The organism is Limnohabitans sp. (assembly GCF_031538885.1).
Lineage (GTDB): Bacteria > Pseudomonadota > Gammaproteobacteria > Burkholderiales > Burkholderiaceae_C > Limnohabitans.
On sequence record NZ_JAVKLW010000099.1, the window covers coordinates 1 to 14,774 of the forward strand.

Annotated in this window: 17 protein-coding genes and 2 pseudogenes; 11 read left to right on the plus strand and 8 right to left on the minus strand. The window is 56.9% G+C overall.

What is annotated here, in order from left to right:
- The 9 genes and pseudogenes from RMS03_RS07865 to RMS03_RS07905 form a co-directional block, all read left to right on the plus strand.
- Positions 1-128: pseudogene (locus tag RMS03_RS07865) on the plus strand (IS30 family transposase); the annotation flags it as partial.
- Positions 129-167: 39 nt separating this feature from the next.
- The gene (gene ribH, locus RMS03_RS07870; protein WP_310626526.1) at positions 168-641 is read left to right on the plus strand and encodes a 6,7-dimethyl-8-ribityllumazine synthase; all 474 of its coding nucleotides are present in this window, start codon (positions 168-170) and stop codon (positions 639-641) included.
- On the plus strand, positions 638-1,147 hold the full coding sequence (nusB, locus tag RMS03_RS07875; RefSeq protein WP_310626527.1) for a transcription antitermination factor NusB: 510 nt from the start codon (positions 638-640) through the stop codon (positions 1,145-1,147). Before ribH ends, nusB begins: the two co-directional genes overlap by 4 nt.
- A 2-nt stretch (positions 1,148-1,149) precedes the next feature.
- Positions 1,150-2,334, plus strand: a complete 1,185-nt coding sequence (locus RMS03_RS07880; protein ID WP_310626542.1) for a pyridoxal phosphate-dependent aminotransferase — start codon at positions 1,150-1,152, stop codon at positions 2,332-2,334.
- Positions 2,335-2,337: 3 nt separating this feature from the next.
- Positions 2,338-2,736 (plus strand): tol-pal system-associated acyl-CoA thioesterase, encoded by a 399-nt coding sequence (gene ybgC, locus RMS03_RS07885; RefSeq protein ID WP_310626528.1) that lies wholly within the window; start codon positions 2,338-2,340, stop codon positions 2,734-2,736.
- A complete protein-coding gene (gene tolQ, locus RMS03_RS07890) occupies positions 2,733-3,422 on the plus strand; it encodes a protein TolQ (protein ID WP_310626529.1) in 690 nt (229 codons plus the stop codon). The genes ybgC and tolQ overlap by 4 nt, the downstream gene beginning before the upstream one ends.
- 15 nt (positions 3,423-3,437) lie before the next feature.
- The gene (locus tag RMS03_RS07895; protein ID WP_310626530.1) at positions 3,438-3,869 is read left to right on the plus strand and encodes a biopolymer transporter ExbD; all 432 of its coding nucleotides are present in this window, start codon (positions 3,438-3,440) and stop codon (positions 3,867-3,869) included.
- A 10-nt stretch (positions 3,870-3,879) separates the two neighbouring features.
- The gene (gene tolA, locus RMS03_RS07900; RefSeq protein WP_310626531.1) at positions 3,880-4,734 is read left to right on the plus strand and encodes a cell envelope integrity protein TolA; all 855 of its coding nucleotides are present in this window, start codon (positions 3,880-3,882) and stop codon (positions 4,732-4,734) included.
- A gap of 23 nt (positions 4,735-4,757) precedes the next feature.
- On the plus strand, positions 4,758-5,801 hold the full coding sequence (locus RMS03_RS07905; RefSeq protein ID WP_310626532.1) for an acyltransferase family protein: 1,044 nt from the start codon (positions 4,758-4,760) through the stop codon (positions 5,799-5,801).
- On the opposite strand, the gene RMS03_RS07910 is transcribed toward RMS03_RS07905, so the two are convergent.
- Complete coding sequence (locus tag RMS03_RS07910) at positions 5,778-7,001, minus strand: MFS transporter (protein WP_310626533.1); 1,224 nt, start codon at positions 6,999-7,001, stop codon at positions 5,778-5,780. The two genes, RMS03_RS07905 and RMS03_RS07910, sit on opposite strands and share 24 nt — an antisense overlap.
- Positions 7,002-7,023: 22 nt before the next feature.
- Complete coding sequence (aroC, locus tag RMS03_RS07915; protein WP_310626534.1) at positions 7,024-8,124, minus strand: chorismate synthase; 1,101 nt, start codon at positions 8,122-8,124, stop codon at positions 7,024-7,026.
- A 138-nt stretch (positions 8,125-8,262) separates the two neighbouring features.
- On the opposite strand from aroC, the gene RMS03_RS07920 reads away from it, so the two are divergent.
- Positions 8,263-8,481 (plus strand): hypothetical protein, encoded by a 219-nt coding sequence (locus tag RMS03_RS07920; RefSeq protein WP_310626535.1) that lies wholly within the window; start codon positions 8,263-8,265, stop codon positions 8,479-8,481.
- A gap of 11 nt (positions 8,482-8,492) precedes the next feature.
- Entirely contained in the window at positions 8,493-9,392 is a 900-nt protein-coding gene (locus tag RMS03_RS07925) for a dienelactone hydrolase family protein (protein WP_310626536.1), read from the plus strand.
- Positions 9,393-9,405: 13 nt separating this feature from the next.
- Here the strand turns inward: RMS03_RS07925 and RMS03_RS07930 are convergent, their stop codons facing one another.
- The 6 genes and pseudogenes from RMS03_RS07930 to bioB all read right to left on the minus strand — a co-directional run bounded on the left by RMS03_RS07930 (position 9,406) and on the right by bioB (position 14,599).
- A complete protein-coding gene (locus tag RMS03_RS07930; RefSeq protein WP_310626537.1) occupies positions 9,406-10,491 on the minus strand; it encodes a sulfate ABC transporter ATP-binding protein in 1,086 nt (361 codons plus the stop codon).
- 18 nt (positions 10,492-10,509) lie between these two features.
- Positions 10,510-11,409 (minus strand): sulfate ABC transporter permease subunit CysW, encoded by a 900-nt coding sequence (gene cysW, locus RMS03_RS07935; RefSeq protein WP_310626538.1) that lies wholly within the window; start codon positions 11,407-11,409, stop codon positions 10,510-10,512.
- Complete coding sequence (gene cysT, locus RMS03_RS07940) at positions 11,406-12,260, minus strand: sulfate ABC transporter permease subunit CysT (protein WP_310626539.1); 855 nt, start codon at positions 12,258-12,260, stop codon at positions 11,406-11,408. The genes cysW and cysT overlap by 4 nt, the downstream gene beginning before the upstream one ends.
- Positions 12,261-12,266: 6 nt before the next feature.
- Complete coding sequence (locus RMS03_RS07945; protein ID WP_310626540.1) at positions 12,267-13,259, minus strand: sulfate ABC transporter substrate-binding protein; 993 nt, start codon at positions 13,257-13,259, stop codon at positions 12,267-12,269.
- A pseudogene (locus RMS03_RS07950) lies at positions 13,256-13,555 on the minus strand (RBBP9/YdeN family alpha/beta hydrolase); the annotation flags it as partial. The pseudogene RMS03_RS07950 and the gene RMS03_RS07945, both read right to left, overlap by 4 nt.
- Positions 13,556-13,597: 42 nt before the next feature.
- The gene (gene bioB / locus RMS03_RS07955) at positions 13,598-14,599 is read right to left on the minus strand and encodes a biotin synthase BioB (protein WP_310626541.1); all 1,002 of its coding nucleotides are present in this window, start codon (positions 14,597-14,599) and stop codon (positions 13,598-13,600) included.
- Between the last annotated feature and the right edge of the window lie 175 nt (positions 14,600-14,774).

The window sequence follows — 14,774 nt, forward strand, 5'->3', positions numbered from 1 at the left end:
CCGTGACGGATGAGGAATTGACTATGATTGAAAACCGATTGAATCACCGCCCCAGAAAGCGACTAGGATTCAAGACACCTCACGAGGTATTCCATGCCTCGTTAAAGCGTGTTGCACTTCGTCCTTGAATCCGCCTCCAAAGAATAAAACCACGAAGAATAAAAACCATGTTTGTGTCTAACCTCGGCTCCACCACCACGCTCGACGGCAGCGCTTTGAAAATTGGCATCGTCCAAGCGCGCTTCAATGACGACATCACCAACGCATTGGCCACGGCCTGCATCACTGAGCTCAAAGCCATGGGCGTGGCCGACGACCGCATCACCCATGTGCATGTGCCGGGCGCACTTGAAGTGCCCTTGGCCTTAGCGGCACTCGCGCAAGTTGACGACCCAGAACCGTTCAGTGCGCTGATCGCGCTGGGCTGCATCATCCGTGGTGAAACCTACCACTTCGAGTTGGTGGCCAACGAATCGGGCGCAGGCGTGACCCGAGTCGGCATGGACTACCACGTGCCCATTGCCAACGCCATCCTGACCACCGAGAACTTAGAACAAGCAGTCGCCCGTCAAACCGACAAAGGCCGGGACGCGGCTCGTGTGGCGATCGAAATGGCCTTGTTGATGGAGCACTTGGCATGAGCGACCACCACACCATTGAAGACAAACTGGCGCGTGCCAGTGCCAGCAAAAGCTCGGCCAAATCTGGCCGCAGCCGATCACGTGAATTTGCCTTGCAAGGCCTCTACCAATTTTTGGTGGGACAAAACGAAGCGGCGGACATTGATGTGTTCACGCGCGACCTGAGTGGTTTTCACAAATCCGACTCGGTGCATTACGACGCCCTGCTGTACGGCTGCATTGAACAACGTGAAATTTTGGACGCGCTGATTGAGCCCTTGCTTGACCGCAAACTGACTGAAATTTCCCCCATCGAACACGCCGTGATGTGGATGGGCGCGTATGAGTTTCAGCACTGCATTGATGTGCCTTGGCGCGTGGTGCTCAACGAATACATCGAGTTGGCCAAGTCCTTCGGCGGCACCGATGGACACAAGTATGTGAACGGTGTGCTCAACGGCTTGGCCCCGCAACTACGCGCACTTGAAGTCGAAGCGGACCGCGCCAAAGGCAAGCTGCGCGATTGATGATGAAGATCGCCCAGCGCGCACAACGCATAGAGCCTTTCTATGTGATGGAGGTGGCCAAGGCCGCCGCCGAGCGTGCCGCCTTGGTGGCGTACACCGATGCGCCCATGATTTTCCTAAACATCGGCGAGCCCGACTTCACCGCACCGCCCTTGGTGCAAGAAGCAGCGGTACGTGCGGTGCATGACGGCATCACGCAATACACCCCCGCGCTCGGCTTGCCTGAGTTGCGTGAACGCATCAGCGCTTGGTACAGCACACGTTTTGGCGTGAACGTGCCTGCGCGTCGCATCGTCATCACAGCGGGTGCATCGGCGGCTTTGCAACTGGCGTACTTGGCGCTGATTGAAGCGGGCGATGAAGTGCTGATGCCCGACCCGAGCTACCCCTGCAACCGCCACTTTGTGAGCGCGGCCGAAGGCCGTGCGGTGCTGGTGCCCACGACTGCGGCCGAGCGTTTTCAGCTCAGTGCCGAACAGGTGTGCGCGCACTGGACAGCGCACACACGCGGGGTGTTGCTGGCGTCGCCCTCCAACCCCACCGGCACATCGATTCACCCCGTTGCGTTGCGCGCGATTCACAACGAGGTATCGCAACGTGGTGGCATCACCTTGATTGACGAAATCTATTTGGGCTTGAGCTACGACGCACAGTTTGGTCAGTCGGCTTTGGCGATGGACGACCAAATCATCAGCATCAACAGCTTTAGCAAGTACTTCAACATGACGGGCTGGCGTTTGGGCTGGTTGGTAGTGCCCGATGCACTCGTTCCCGTGATGGAACGCTTAGCGCAAAACCTGTTCATCTGCGCCAGCACCGTGGCGCAACACGCAGCACTTGCCTGCTTTGAAGCGCAGAGCATGGCCGAGTACGAACGTCGCCGCGCTGAATTCAAAGCGCGCCGCGATTACTTTGTGCCTGCGCTCAACGCCCTAGGACTGAACGTACCCGTGCTACCTGATGGCGCGTTTTACGCGTGGGCAGACTGCACGGCTGCAGCAAACAAACTCGGCGTCACAGGCAGTTGGGATTTTGCGTTTGAAGTGATGCATCGAGCCAACCTCGCCATCACCCCCGGACGCGACTTTGGCAGCGCCGACACCTCGCGCTTTGTGCGCTTTTCTACCGCCCGCTCTTTGCTCGAGCTGAAAGATGCCGTGGCCCGTTTACACACCTTGCTGGGCTAAACCATGCGCACTGTTTTCGAATACCCGATTCGGGTTTACTGGGAAGACACCGATGCCGGCTGCATCGTGTTCTATGCCAACTACCTCAAGTTCTTTGAGCGTGCGCGCACCGAGTGGCTGCGCGCACTGGGCATTGGCCAACACACCTTGCGCCAAGAAACTGGCGGCATGTTTGTGGTGAGTGAAACCGCCGTCAAATACCACCGTCCAGCCAAGCTCGACGACATGTTGCGCGTCACCGCCACCCTCGCCGAAAGTGGCCGCGCCAGCCTGGTCATCGCCCAACAAGCGTGGTTGGGTGAAACTTTACTTTGCGAAGGCACGATTCGCATTGGCTGGGTTGATGCCGACGCGATGAAGCCTGCGAGAATCCCCTCTTCTGTATTGGAACGCCTGACATGACACAAGACTTTTCTATCGTTCATTTATTGCTCAACGCCAGTTGGGTAGTGCAAGTGGTGGTGCTGATGCTGATGGGCGTCTCCATCACCAGTTGGGCTGCGATTTTTCGCAAGATCGGCTCCATCAGTCGCATCAAAGAACTCAACGAAACCTTCGAGCGCGACTTTTGGTCTGGCACTAGCTTGAACGAGTTGTTCGCTGCTGCGGCACAAAACGCCAAAACATCAGGCCCGATGGAGCGCATCTTCGCCAGCGGCATGCGCGAGTATCAAAAACTGCGCGAACGCCGCATCAACGACAGCAGCGCTTTGATGGACGGCGCACGCCGCGCCATGCGTGCCAGCTACCAGCGAGAGATGGATGCGATTGAGTCCAACCTTTCGCTGCTTGCTTCCGTCGGTTCGGTGTCACCTTATGTGGGTTTGTTTGGCACGGTGTGGGGCATCATGCACGCCTTCACAGGCTTGGCAGGGATGCAGCAAGTGACACTGGCCAAGGTTGCGCCTGGCATTGCCGAAGCGCTGGTGGCCACCGCGATTGGTTTGTTCGCTGCGATTCCTGCGGTGTTGGCCTACAACCGTTTCTCACGCGACATTGACCGCGTGTCGATCAAGTTGGAAACCTTCATCGAAGAGTTCAGTAACATCTTGCAGCGCAATGTCAGCGCTAGCTCAACCGCGCACTAAGCAGGACGCCCCACCATGGCTTCTATCGCTCCTCGCTCAGGCCGTGGCCGCCGCGCCATGAACGACATCAACATGGTGCCGTTCATTGACGTGATGTTGGTCTTACTCATCATCTTCATGGTGACCGCGCCGCTGATCTCGCCCAGCGTGATTGATTTGCCCAGCGTGGGCAAAGCCGCCACGGTGCCAGATCAAGTGATTCATGTCGAGATCAGCAAAGAAGAGCGCATCACCGTCAAAAGCACAGGCACCGTCACCAAGACTGTGAGCAGCACCCTCACAGGCCTCGCCCGCGATGTGCATGAGCTGCAAGGCGAAACCTCGCAAGGCCCCGTGGTGATTACCGCAGACCGCACCATCAAGTACGAGACCGTGGTCAAAGCCATGGACACCTTGCAACGTGCAGGTGTGCAACGCGTGGGCCTGTCGGTTCAGTTGGTCGATTGATGTTCGAGCCATGAGCGCACAAGCCCAGCATCTGGCGTTTGCCCCCCCGTCGCCCAAAGGGGCGGTGCGCTCCATGGGAGCCTCCTTGCTGGTGCACGCGTTGTTGGTCGTGGCGCTGACCGCGGGCATTCAGTGGAAGCAAGACAACGACGTGTCGGTCGAAGCCGAGTTGTGGTCTGCTGTGCCCATGGCCGCAGCGCCTAAGTTGGTAGAAGTCGAACCCCCGCCCCCACCGCCTGCGCCCACACCAGCGCCTCAACCCAAACCCGTGGTGAAAGCCCCAGAGCCCCCAGCACCGAACCGTGATGCGAGCATTGCTTTGGCTAAAAAACGCAAAGTGGAAGAAGAGAAAAAACTTCAAGAGGCTTTCAAAGTCGAAGAGCGTCGCAAAGAAGAGTTGAAGAAAGAGGCCGAGAAAGAACGCAAAGACAAAGAAGCAAAGAAACTGCAAGAGCAAAAAGACAGCAAGGCCTCTGCCGAAGAAACCAAAAAGCTCGAAGCCATCCGCAGAGAAAACATGAAGCGCATGGCAGGCTTGGCAGGTGCCAGCGGTAGCGAAACTGCAACCGGCACGGCCATGAAAGCCTCTGGCCCATCAGACAGCTATGGGGGCCGTATCCGTGCGCGGGTCAAACCCAACATCACCTTTGACCCCAGCTCGGTATCGGGCAACGCCGCCGCAGAGGTTGAAGTGCGTTGTGCGCCAGACGGCACCATCGTCAGCCGTAAGCTGCTCAAGTCCAGCGGGAGTGCCGCATGGGACAACGCGGTACTCAAAGCCATCGACAAGACCGAGGTTTTTCCGCGTGACACCGATGGCCGTGTGCACTCACCACTGTTGCTGGTCTTCCGACCCAACGATTAAGCCCGCACGCAGGATGTATTGAGGTGTTAGAGCGTTCGTTCACTGTCGATGTGTTGAAAGTTGTCGCCGCGCAATTGATTGTGTGGCACCACTTCTCGGCCTACGGCCCGATGTCCGACACCCTGTATGTGATGTGGCCGCATTGGATGGACGGGCTTTACGAACACGCACGTTTGGCGGTGCAAATCTTCTTGGTAGTCGGTGGGTATTTGGCTGCGCAATCGGTGATGAACAAACCCATTCAACAGCCCTTCGTCCACATTACCAAACGCTATCTTCGCTTGGCGCCGTTTTATGTGTTGGCCCTCACGCTGATCACGTTCGCCGTGGCTGTGTCACGCCTCACCATCCACGAAAGTTGGCTGCCAACCGAGCCCACCCCTTTGCAATTTTTAGCGCACGCGTTGTTGCTCCACGATGTGCTTGGCTTTGAGGCGCTCTCTAGCGGCGTTTGGTATGTGGCGGTGGACTTCCAACTCTATGCCTTGCTGATTGTGCTGTGCTACCTCTTGCAGACCACCAATTACAGGCGACTGTCTGTGGCGGTGGCCGTGCTTTGTGTAGCGTCGATGTGGCAATTCAACCGCGTGCATGAGCTGGACATCTGGGCGATTTACTTCTTTTGCGCCTATGGCTTGGGCGTGTTGGCGGCGTGGGCAAAGCGCTCCAAGTTTGATATGGCCGTGTTTGGTGTGACGGCCTTGATGGCGGTGGGCGCGTTGTGGCTAGAGTTTCGCCTGCGCCTCTGCTTGGCCTTGGTCACAGCGGTGTGGCTGGTCATCAAACCCACAGGTATGGTTCACTGGACGCCCATGAAGCGTGTGGTGCACCGTTTGTCCAACAGCGCCTATGTGCTGTTTTTGACGCACTTTGGCGTGATCGTGCTGTTCAGCGACATATGGAACAAAAGCCGTTTTTATGACCCGTACACCGCATTCGCACTGACTGGGTTTGCTTGGTTGTGCAGCGTGGGGCTTGGTTTGTTTTTGCACGAAAAAGCCGAGGTGCCTATCCACCACTGGGTGTCACACCATTCCAAGCAACTATTTTTGCGTTTCAGCCACTAACCGCTGTGCGGTGTGGTGCACACACTGCCATGCACATGCGCAGGCCAACACGGCCGTGACGATGCTGCACGCGTAGACCGCAGAGAGCCCCAACGCATCGCTCAACGCCCCGCCGCCTAAGGCGCCCAACACACCGGGGACGCCATAGCCAATCGAGGCATACAAGGCTTGGCCTCTGCTGCGCAAGCAACCCGGAAAATGGTGCGAGAGCAGCGCAATGCACGCCGTGTGCTGGGTGGCAAAGGTGAGGGCATGGAGCAACTGCGCCAGCACCAGTGCCCACAACCACGGTGCGGCCCATGTGGTGAGCGCCATGCGCACCACCATGGCCGCCGCACAAATGAACATCCACATGGACAAGCTGAACTTGGGCAGCCAACGGCTTTGGGTAAAGAACCACACAATCTCAGCCGCCACCGACACGGCCCACAACACACCAATCATGATTTTGCTGTAGCCCAGCTCGTCAAGGTAGAGTGAGAAAAATACATAGATACCGATGTGCGACAGCACATGAAAAAACACGGTGGCAAAAAACCACTGCACCTTGCGTTGGCGCAACACGGGCATGACAGAGGGGCGCACCTCGCCGTGATGAACCGTCTCTTTTCGGTTGGGCAACCACCACACACTGAGGTTGAGCAGTACCAACGAGCCCACCGCCCACGCGGGAAAACTCTGCATGCCTTGCAACTCAAACCAAGCACCCGCCACAAACACCATCACCAAAAAACCTAAGGAGCCCCACAAGCGCACACGGCCATAGCGACGCGCATCAAAGCCTTGCGCAGTACTCACCAAATGCGCCAACGCGGCTTCACTCATGGGCATCATGGCGCTGGTGTGAATGAACATCAGCAGCAGCACGAACGCCATCCACGCCACCCCACCGTGGACCAACAAACCCGCAGAGCACAACAGCGCAGCCCCCGCGCAGTAGCGCAGCAACTTCACACGCTCGCCTGTGTGGTCGCTGAGCCAGCCCCAGCCATAAGGCGCCAACACGCGCGTGGCAGCTTGCACGGCGGTGAGCAACCCAATGATGGCGATGGAGAAACCCAAATCCTTAAGCCACAGCGGCAGGTATGGATTGAAAAAACCGATGTGTGCAAAGTAACTGGCCGACAGCGCGGCAAAGGGAAACAGCTGAAAACGTGACAGCGCGTCGCTCGAACGCACGGGTGGCAAAGAAGCAGTCAAGTCAGACCAACGCTCGTTGCCATCAACCGTCGATGTGACCAGGGATGGCGGGCATGGCCACTTGCACATCACCACACTGGGCGCGGTGCAACAAGGCGTGGTCCATCACGACCAAAGCCAGCAAGGCCTCGGCAATCGGCGTGGCGCGAATACCCACGCACGGGTCGTGACGACCCTTGGTGACCACCTCGGTGGGTTGGCTGTTTTGATCGATCGACTCACGCGGGCTCAAGATGGAGCTGGTGGGCTTGATGGCGATGCTCACCTCCAAGTCTTGCCCTGTGCTGATGCCGCCCAACACACCACCTGAGTTATTGGTCACGAAACCTTGCGGAGTAAGTGAGTCGCCATGTGTGGTGCCGCGCTGTGCGACGCTGGCAAAACCAGCACCAATCTCCACACCCTTGACGGCGTTGAGGCCCATCATGGCGTAGGCAATATTGGCATCTAAGCGGTCGTAAATCGGTTGACCTAAACCTACAGGCATGTCCTGCGCCACCACACGGATGCGCGCGCCACAAGAGTCGCCAGCTTTGCGCAAACGGTCCATGTAGTCTTCCAAGGCTTGCACGTCGGCACAGGGGGCGTAGAACGGGTTGTGGCCTACATGACCCCAACTCTCGAAGGGGATGGGCATTTCACCGAGCTGCGTCATGCAACCGACAAAGGTGGTGCCATATTTTTCGCTGAGCCATTTCTTGGCCACGGCACCCGCGGCCACGGTGGGCGCAGTCAATCGGGCGGAAGAGCGGCCACCACCACGCGGGTCGCGGATACCGAACTTTTGGAAGTAGGTGTAGTCCGCGTGCCCTGGACGGAAGGTTTGCAAAATATTGCCGTAGTCTTTGCTGCGTTGGTCGGTGTTTTGAATCAACAGGGCAATCGGCGTACCGGTGGTTTTGCACTCGTACACGCCAGACAAAATTTGCACTTGGTCAGGTTCGTTGCGTTGCGTCACGTGACGGCTGGTGCCAGGGCGACGACGGTCCAAGTCGTGCTGGATGTCTGCCTCGCACAGCGACATGCCCGGAGGGCAGCCGTCGATCACGCAGCCAATGGCTGGGCCGTGGGATTCACCAAAGTTGGTGACGCTGAAAAGGGTTCCGAAGGTATTGCCGCTCATAGATGAAAGATTATCCCACCACCCAGACGGCAAACGTGCGCGATGCATGGCAAAGCCTCAGCACCCAACCCGATCGACTGTAAGCCATGGTGCCCGTGGTCGGCGAGACGCCAAGGGGCGAGATTGAAATACGCAACGATGGACGAACTGGGCTGCAAGAAGACCGCCAAGGGCTGGGACTGCGCCAGTGCCAAGAAAGTGTTTGCCTATTGCAATGGCCCCGTGTGCCCACAAAGCCCCACAGCCATTCTGGCTATGACGCGTGATGGCTTCCCCTCTAGCAAAATTTATTACCATCGTTGCGGTATATCGGACTGGGCCGCATTGGGCTTGCCCGTCCTCAAAGGCAATTTCTAAAAGGACGCTTCATGCACACTAACTGGAGCCAAGACACGCAGGCTTTGCTCAACAGCAAAGACGATTCAGCCCCCACACGGCGCCTCGCTTTGCAAACGGCATTGGGCTTGGGCTACGCCGCTGCGGCCATGCCGTTGATCGCGCAAACCGCCATTCAAACCTCGGGCGAAGGCCTGATCGAAGGCGAAGTGACGATTGACGTCAACGGCTTCAAGGTGCCAGCCTACCGCTCAGCCCCCAAAGGTAAAACCAATTTGCCCGTGGTTTTGGTCATCTCCGAAATCTTTGGCGTCCACGAATACATTGCCGATGTGACACGTCGCTTTGCCAAAGCTGGCTACTTGGCCATTGCACCTGAGTTGTTTTTCCGCCAAGGCGACCCCAGCATGTATGGCGAAATTGCCAAGCTGCAAGCCGAAATCATCTCTAAAGTGCCAGACGCACAAGTCATGGCTGATTTGGATGCGACGCTGAGGTGGGCGAGCAAAAACGGCGGCAACGCCAGCCGCGCAGCCATCACTGGCTTTTGCTGGGGCGGGCGTATCACCTGGCTCTATGCGGCGCACAACCCCAAACTCAAAGCAGGCGTGGCTTGGTATGGCCGCATGGAAGGTCAAACCAATGCCAACAACCCCAAGCATGCCGTTGACTTGGCTGCTTCTTTGAAAGCGCCCGTACTCGGTTTGTATGGCAGCGCCGACACTGGTATTCCCGTGACATCTGTGAACAACCTGAAAGAAGCCCTGGCGCAAGCCGCCACGAAGGGCAACAAAGCCGCCAAGGCCAGTGAGTTTGTGTTGTACCCAGATGCGCCGCACGCGTTTCACGCCGACTATCGCCCCAGCTACCGCGCTGGCCCAGCCACGGACGGATGGAACCGCGCCTTGACTTGGTTCAAACAGCGCGTCTGAACCTACAGCGTGCTTAGGCCATGAACACCCGCGCCTTGCGCGGTGTGAGCACCAAGGTCTCACCCTCTGTAAATCCCTGCTCGTAAAACTGCGAAGCAGGGATTTGCGCTTCAATGATCTGCTCATCCGATGGGCTGTCGCCCTCGGCGGCCACCAACTCCAAGCGCGCAATCGGCCCCACCACAATGGCACGGGTGAGTTGCGCCACGATGCCTTCTTCACCATGCGTGTAGCGACGCACATCCAGGTCATGCGGGCGCACATAGGCAAACGCTTTGGCGTCTTGCGCGGCATGGTGCTCAGGGCTGGGCACGCGCACGGTTTGGTCTTCCACACCAATGTGCATTTCACCTTCGTGCGCACGGCCATGGAACAAGTTCACATCGCCTAAGAAGCCATACACAAACGGACTGGCCGGGTGCTCCCACACCTCTTGAGGACTACCGACTTGCTCGACATGGCCTTTGTTCATCACCACCACACGGTCGGCCACCTCGAGGGCTTCTTCTTGGTCATGGGTCACAAAGATGGTGGTCACGTTGAGGTCATCGTGCAAGCGGCGCAACCAACGGCGCAACTCTTTGCGCACCTTGGCATCCAAGGCACCAAAGGGTTCATCGAGCAGCAGCACCTTGGGCTCCACCGCCAAGGCGCGCGCCAAGGCAATGCGTTGGCGCTGCCCGCCCGACAGTTGCGAGGGGTAACGGTCAGCCAACCAATCCAGCTGCACCAAGCGCAACAGGTCATGCACTTTCTTTTTGATCTGCGCTTCGCTGGGACGTTCACTACGTGGCTTGACGCGCAAGCCAAAGGCCACGTTTTCAAACACGGTCATGTGACGAAACAGCGCGTAGTGTTGGAACACAAACCCCACTTGGCGATCGCGCACATGCACATGCGTGGTGTCTTCACCGCTGAACAAAATGGTGCCGCTATCTGCGGTCTCTAAACCCGCAATGATGCGCAGCAAGGTGGTCTTGCCGCAGCCCGATGGGCCTAGCAACGCGATCAACTCGCCCGAGTGAATGTCTAGGCTCACATCGCCCAACGCTTGGAAGTCGCCGAACTGTTTGTGGATGTTTCTAATTTCAATGCTCATGATTCGTATCTCGTCTGTTCAATGTGCGTGGGCTGGGTCGGTGCGGGGCATTTCTGGTGGCAAATTCGCCACTGCTTTCAAGTCGCGGGCGTGGCGCCACTCCACCACGGACTTCAACACCAAGGTCACCACAGCCAACAAAGCCAAGAGTGAGGCCACGGCAAACGCCGCCACCGATTGGTATTCGTTGTACAAAATTTCCACATGCAAGGGCATGGTGTTGGTCTGCCCACGGATGTGTCCCGACACCACCGACACCGCACCAAACTCGCCCATGGCACGGGCGTTGCACAAGATGACGCCGTAAATCAAACCCCACTTGATGTTAGGCAGCGTGACATACCAAAAGGTTTGCCAGCCTGTGGCGCCCAACACAATGGCCGCTTGCTCCTCGTCATTGCCCTGCGTTTGCATGAGCGGAATCAACTCACGGGCAATGAAGGGGAAGGTGACAAACACCGTGGCCAACACAATGCCGGGCACAGCAAACACGATGCGTATGTCGTGCGCTTGCAGCCAAGGGCCAAACCAACCCTGTGCGCCAAACATCAACACATAAATCAAACCTGCCACCACGGGTGAGACGGAAAACGGCAAGTCCACCAGCGTGGTCAAAAAGGCTTTGCCTGTGAACTCGTACTTGGCAATCGCCCAAGCCGCCGCCACGCCAAAGACCAAATTCAAAGGCACGGCAATCAGTGCGGCGATGAAGGTCAGGCGAATGGCCGACCACGCATCCGGCTCTTGCAGCGCTTGCCAATAAGCCGCCAAGCCTTTGCGCAGCCCTTCGGTGAACACCGCCGCCAGCGGCAAGACCAAGAAGAAAAACATGAAGGTCAGCGCCACGCCAATCAGGCTGTAGCGCACCCACGCGGACTCAGTGGTGCCGGCACGCGATGCATTGATTTGTGCACTCATGCGGGGGCTCCTGTGTGACGACGCTGCCAAGCCTGCAAGGCATTGATGACCAGCAACAACACGAATGAGATCACCAACATCACCACCGCCACCGCCGTGGCACCGGCGTAGTCGTATTGCTCCAACTTGCCAATGATGATGAGCGGCGTGATCTCCGACACCATAGGCATGTTGCCCGCAATGAAAATGACTGAGCCGTATTCACCAATCGCACGCGCAAACGCCATGGCAAAGCCTGTCAACAACGCGGGTGCAATGCTTGGAAAAATCACACGGCTGAAGGTTTGCCAACGTGTGGCGCCCAGGCAGGTCGCGGCTTCTTCGAGTTCTTTCTCAGTGTCCTCCAGCACGGGCTGCACGGTGCGCACCACAAAGGGCAAGCCAATGAAGATGAGTGCAATCACCACCCCATTGGGGTTGAAGGCGAGCTGAATCCCCAGCGGCTCCAAGTACTGACCCACCCAACCATTGCCTGCCAACAAAGCGGTGAGCGAAATACCTGCTACGGCGGTGGGCAATGCAAACGGCAAATCTACCAAGGCATCTACCACTTTTTTGCCAAAGAAGTTGTAGCGCACCAGCACCCACGCCACCAACAAACCAAACACCACATTCACCAACGCCGCGATGAGTGACGCACCGAAGGTAAGGCGGTATGAGGCCATCACGCGCGGGCCTGTGACGGCCTCCCAGAACTGGGGCCACGTGAGCGTGAAGGTTTTGAAGACCAAGGCCGAGAGGGGAATCAACACAATCAAACTCAGGTACGTGAGCGTGAAGCCAAGCGTGATGTTGAAGCCGGGAAGCACACGCGCCGCTTTATGGCTGCGCGCCGGAGAGAACAATGCCATGAACAATTACTTCACTGTGTAAATCTTGTCGAACTGACCACCGTCGTTGAAGTGGACTTTTTGGGCTTCGGTCAGGGAGCCGAAATACTCGCTCACCGGCACCAACTGAATAGGCTTGAAGGTCGCAGTGTATTTCTTGAGTAAGGCAGGTGAGCGTGGACGCAACGCATGTTTGGCCGCAATCTCTTGCGCCTCGTCTGAGTACAAGTAGTTCAGATAAACCTTGGCCAACTCGCCTGTGCCTTTCTTGGCCACCGTGCGCTCCACGACCGCCACGGGATTCTCCGCAATGATGCTGACCGACGGATGCACCGCATCCACCTTGCCTTCGCCGAACTCGCGATCCACCGACACCACTTCCGATTCAAACGTCACCAGCACATCGCCGATGTTGCGCTGCAAGAAGATCGTGGTGGCATCACGCCCGCCTTTGGCGAGCACAGGCACGTTCTTGAAAATTTTGCCGACAAACTCGGCAGCACCTGCATCGTTCATGCCTTTTTTGCGTGCATAAGCCCAAGCAGCCAAATACGCCATGCGGCCATTGCCACCGGTTTTGGGGTTGACGATGATGACTTGAATGCTGGGCTTGGCCAAATCGTCCCAGTCCTTGATGCCTTTGGGGTTGCCATTGCGGGTCAAGAACAACATGGTCGAGGTTGTGGGTGACGCGTTGTTGGGAAACTTTTTGGCCCAATCTCTGGCCACCACACCGGTACTTGCCAAGAACTCAATGTCGGTGGTGGTGTTCATGGTGACCACATCGGCCTCCAAGCCATCGTTGACCGCACGCGCTTGCGCACTTGAACCACCGTGGGCTTGGTCGATTTTGATGTCTTTGCCTGTTGTCTTTTTGTAGTGGGCCACAAAAGCGGCGTTGTAGTCTTTGTAAAACTCGCGGGCCACGTCATACGACGCGTTCAGCAAAGTTTGTGCACCCGCCAAAGAGCTGGCTGCCAGCAATGTAACGGCCAAGGTGGTATGTAGAGATTTTTTCATACAGTTTGAAACTCCAAAGAATAAGAGAGCGTTGCGTGGACGGAGGACTGGAACACCAAGGGGGCCTCCACCAACGACTGCAAAAGTGCCAAGCCCAAAGGCCATGCACCGAAACCAGAATCGAGATTGATGTGCCCTGCATTTTGCAAGCGCACAAACTCACTGCCCCAAGACCGAGCATACGCGCCTGCGGTGCGCACAGGGCAATATGGGTCATTGCTGCTGGCCACGCTGCGATACGGCAGGGCTTGGTAGGGCACGGGCGCGAAGTCGATCAAAGGGGCTCGACGTTCGGGTCAGCCGGTGCCACCATTCATCGCGCTGCTCAAACAGTCACTTCAGTTGGTTTTCATTCCCAATTTACCCAACAAGGCTTGATCCTTCGCCCAATCAGGGTTGCCTGTGGTCAGCAACTTGTCGCCATAAAAAATGGAGTTAGCACCAGCCATGAAACACAAGGTTTGAATTGCTTCGCCCATTTCTTGACGACCCGCCGACAAACGCACACGCGCTTTAGGCATCGTGATGCGAGCGACCGCAATGGTGCGCACGAACTCTAACAAATCCAAGGCATCTGTACCGAACAACGGTGTGCCTTCAACTTGCACCAAGTTGTTGATAGGCACCGAGTCAGGGTAAGGGTTGAGGTTAGCCAGTTGATGAACCAAGGCGGCGCGCTGCGCACGCGACTCCCCCATGCCCACAATACCACCGCTACACACATTCATGCCGGCAGAGCGAACACGCTCAAGTGTGTCCAAACGATCTTGGTACACACGGGTGGTGATGATGTCACCGTAAGTCTCGGGGGATGTATCCAAGTTGTGGTTGTAATAGTCGAGACCCGCCTCTTTCAGCGTATTGGCGTGCATCGTCGACAACATGCCCAAGGTGCAACAAGCTTCCAAGTTCAGATCTTTGACCGTTCGGATGAGTTCAGCCACTTTTTCAATGTCACGATCTTTCGGTTCGCGCCAAGCTGCGCCCATGCAAAAACGGGTTGCACCATTCTTTTTAGCTTCTGTAGCTGCCGCTTTGACGGTTTCAACGTCTAGCAACTTAGACGCTTCCACGCCAGTGTCGTAGCGCGACGCTTGCGGGCAATAGCCACAATCTTCCGAGCACCCACCGGTCTTGATAGACAACAAGGTGGACAGCTGAACTTCGTTAGGGTTGAAATTCTCGCGGTGAACTTGCTGCGCTTTGAACATCAAGTCATTGAATGGCAAATTAAACAAGGCCTCCACAGCGTTCAATGACCATGCATGATCGGTCACGACTGGGGCTTGGGAGGGGTTAACGAAATGAACGGGTTGTTCATTTTGCAAAGTAGGTTGCATACAAGGAGCTTCTAAAAAATGACCATTAAATATAGGGCGGATTCAAGGACGAAGTGCAACACGCTTTAACGAGGCATGAAATACCTCGTGAGGTGTCTTGAATCCTAGTCGCTTTCTGGGGCGGTGATTCAATCGATTTTCAATCATAGTCAATTCCTCATCCGTCACGGTTTCC

Bases quoted from the DNA above. Each gene is read 5' to 3' on its own strand.
- ybgC (WP_310626528.1), top strand. From the start codon at position 2,338: ATGCGCACTGTTTTCGAATACCCGATTCGGGTTTACTGGGAAGACACC.
- RMS03_RS07920 (WP_310626535.1), top strand. From the start codon at position 8,263: ATGGACGAACTGGGCTGCAAGAAGACCGCCAAGGGCTGGGACTGCGCC.
- cysW (WP_310626538.1), bottom strand. From the start codon at position 11,409: ATGAGTGCACAAATCAATGCATCGCGTGCCGGCACCACTGAGTCCGCG.
- tolA (WP_310626531.1), top strand. From the start codon at position 3,880: ATGAGCGCACAAGCCCAGCATCTGGCGTTTGCCCCCCCGTCGCCCAAA.
- cysT (WP_310626539.1), bottom strand. From the start codon at position 12,260: ATGGCATTGTTCTCTCCGGCGCGCAGCCATAAAGCGGCGCGTGTGCTT.
- RMS03_RS07895 (WP_310626530.1), top strand. From the start codon at position 3,438: ATGGCTTCTATCGCTCCTCGCTCAGGCCGTGGCCGCCGCGCCATGAAC.
- bioB (WP_310626541.1), bottom strand. From the start codon at position 14,599: ATGCAACCTACTTTGCAAAATGAACAACCCGTTCATTTCGTTAACCCC.
- ribH (WP_310626526.1), top strand. From the start codon at position 168: ATGTTTGTGTCTAACCTCGGCTCCACCACCACGCTCGACGGCAGCGCT.
- RMS03_RS07945 (WP_310626540.1), bottom strand. From the start codon at position 13,259: ATGAAAAAATCTCTACATACCACCTTGGCCGTTACATTGCTGGCAGCC.
- RMS03_RS07880 (WP_310626542.1), top strand. From the start codon at position 1,150: ATGAAGATCGCCCAGCGCGCACAACGCATAGAGCCTTTCTATGTGATG.
- aroC (WP_310626534.1), bottom strand. From the start codon at position 8,124: ATGAGCGGCAATACCTTCGGAACCCTTTTCAGCGTCACCAACTTTGGT.
- nusB (WP_310626527.1), top strand. From the start codon at position 638: ATGAGCGACCACCACACCATTGAAGACAAACTGGCGCGTGCCAGTGCC.
- tolQ (WP_310626529.1), top strand. From the start codon at position 2,733: ATGACACAAGACTTTTCTATCGTTCATTTATTGCTCAACGCCAGTTGG.
- RMS03_RS07930 (WP_310626537.1), bottom strand. From the start codon at position 10,491: ATGAGCATTGAAATTAGAAACATCCACAAACAGTTCGGCGACTTCCAA.
- RMS03_RS07925 (WP_310626536.1), top strand. From the start codon at position 8,493: ATGCACACTAACTGGAGCCAAGACACGCAGGCTTTGCTCAACAGCAAA.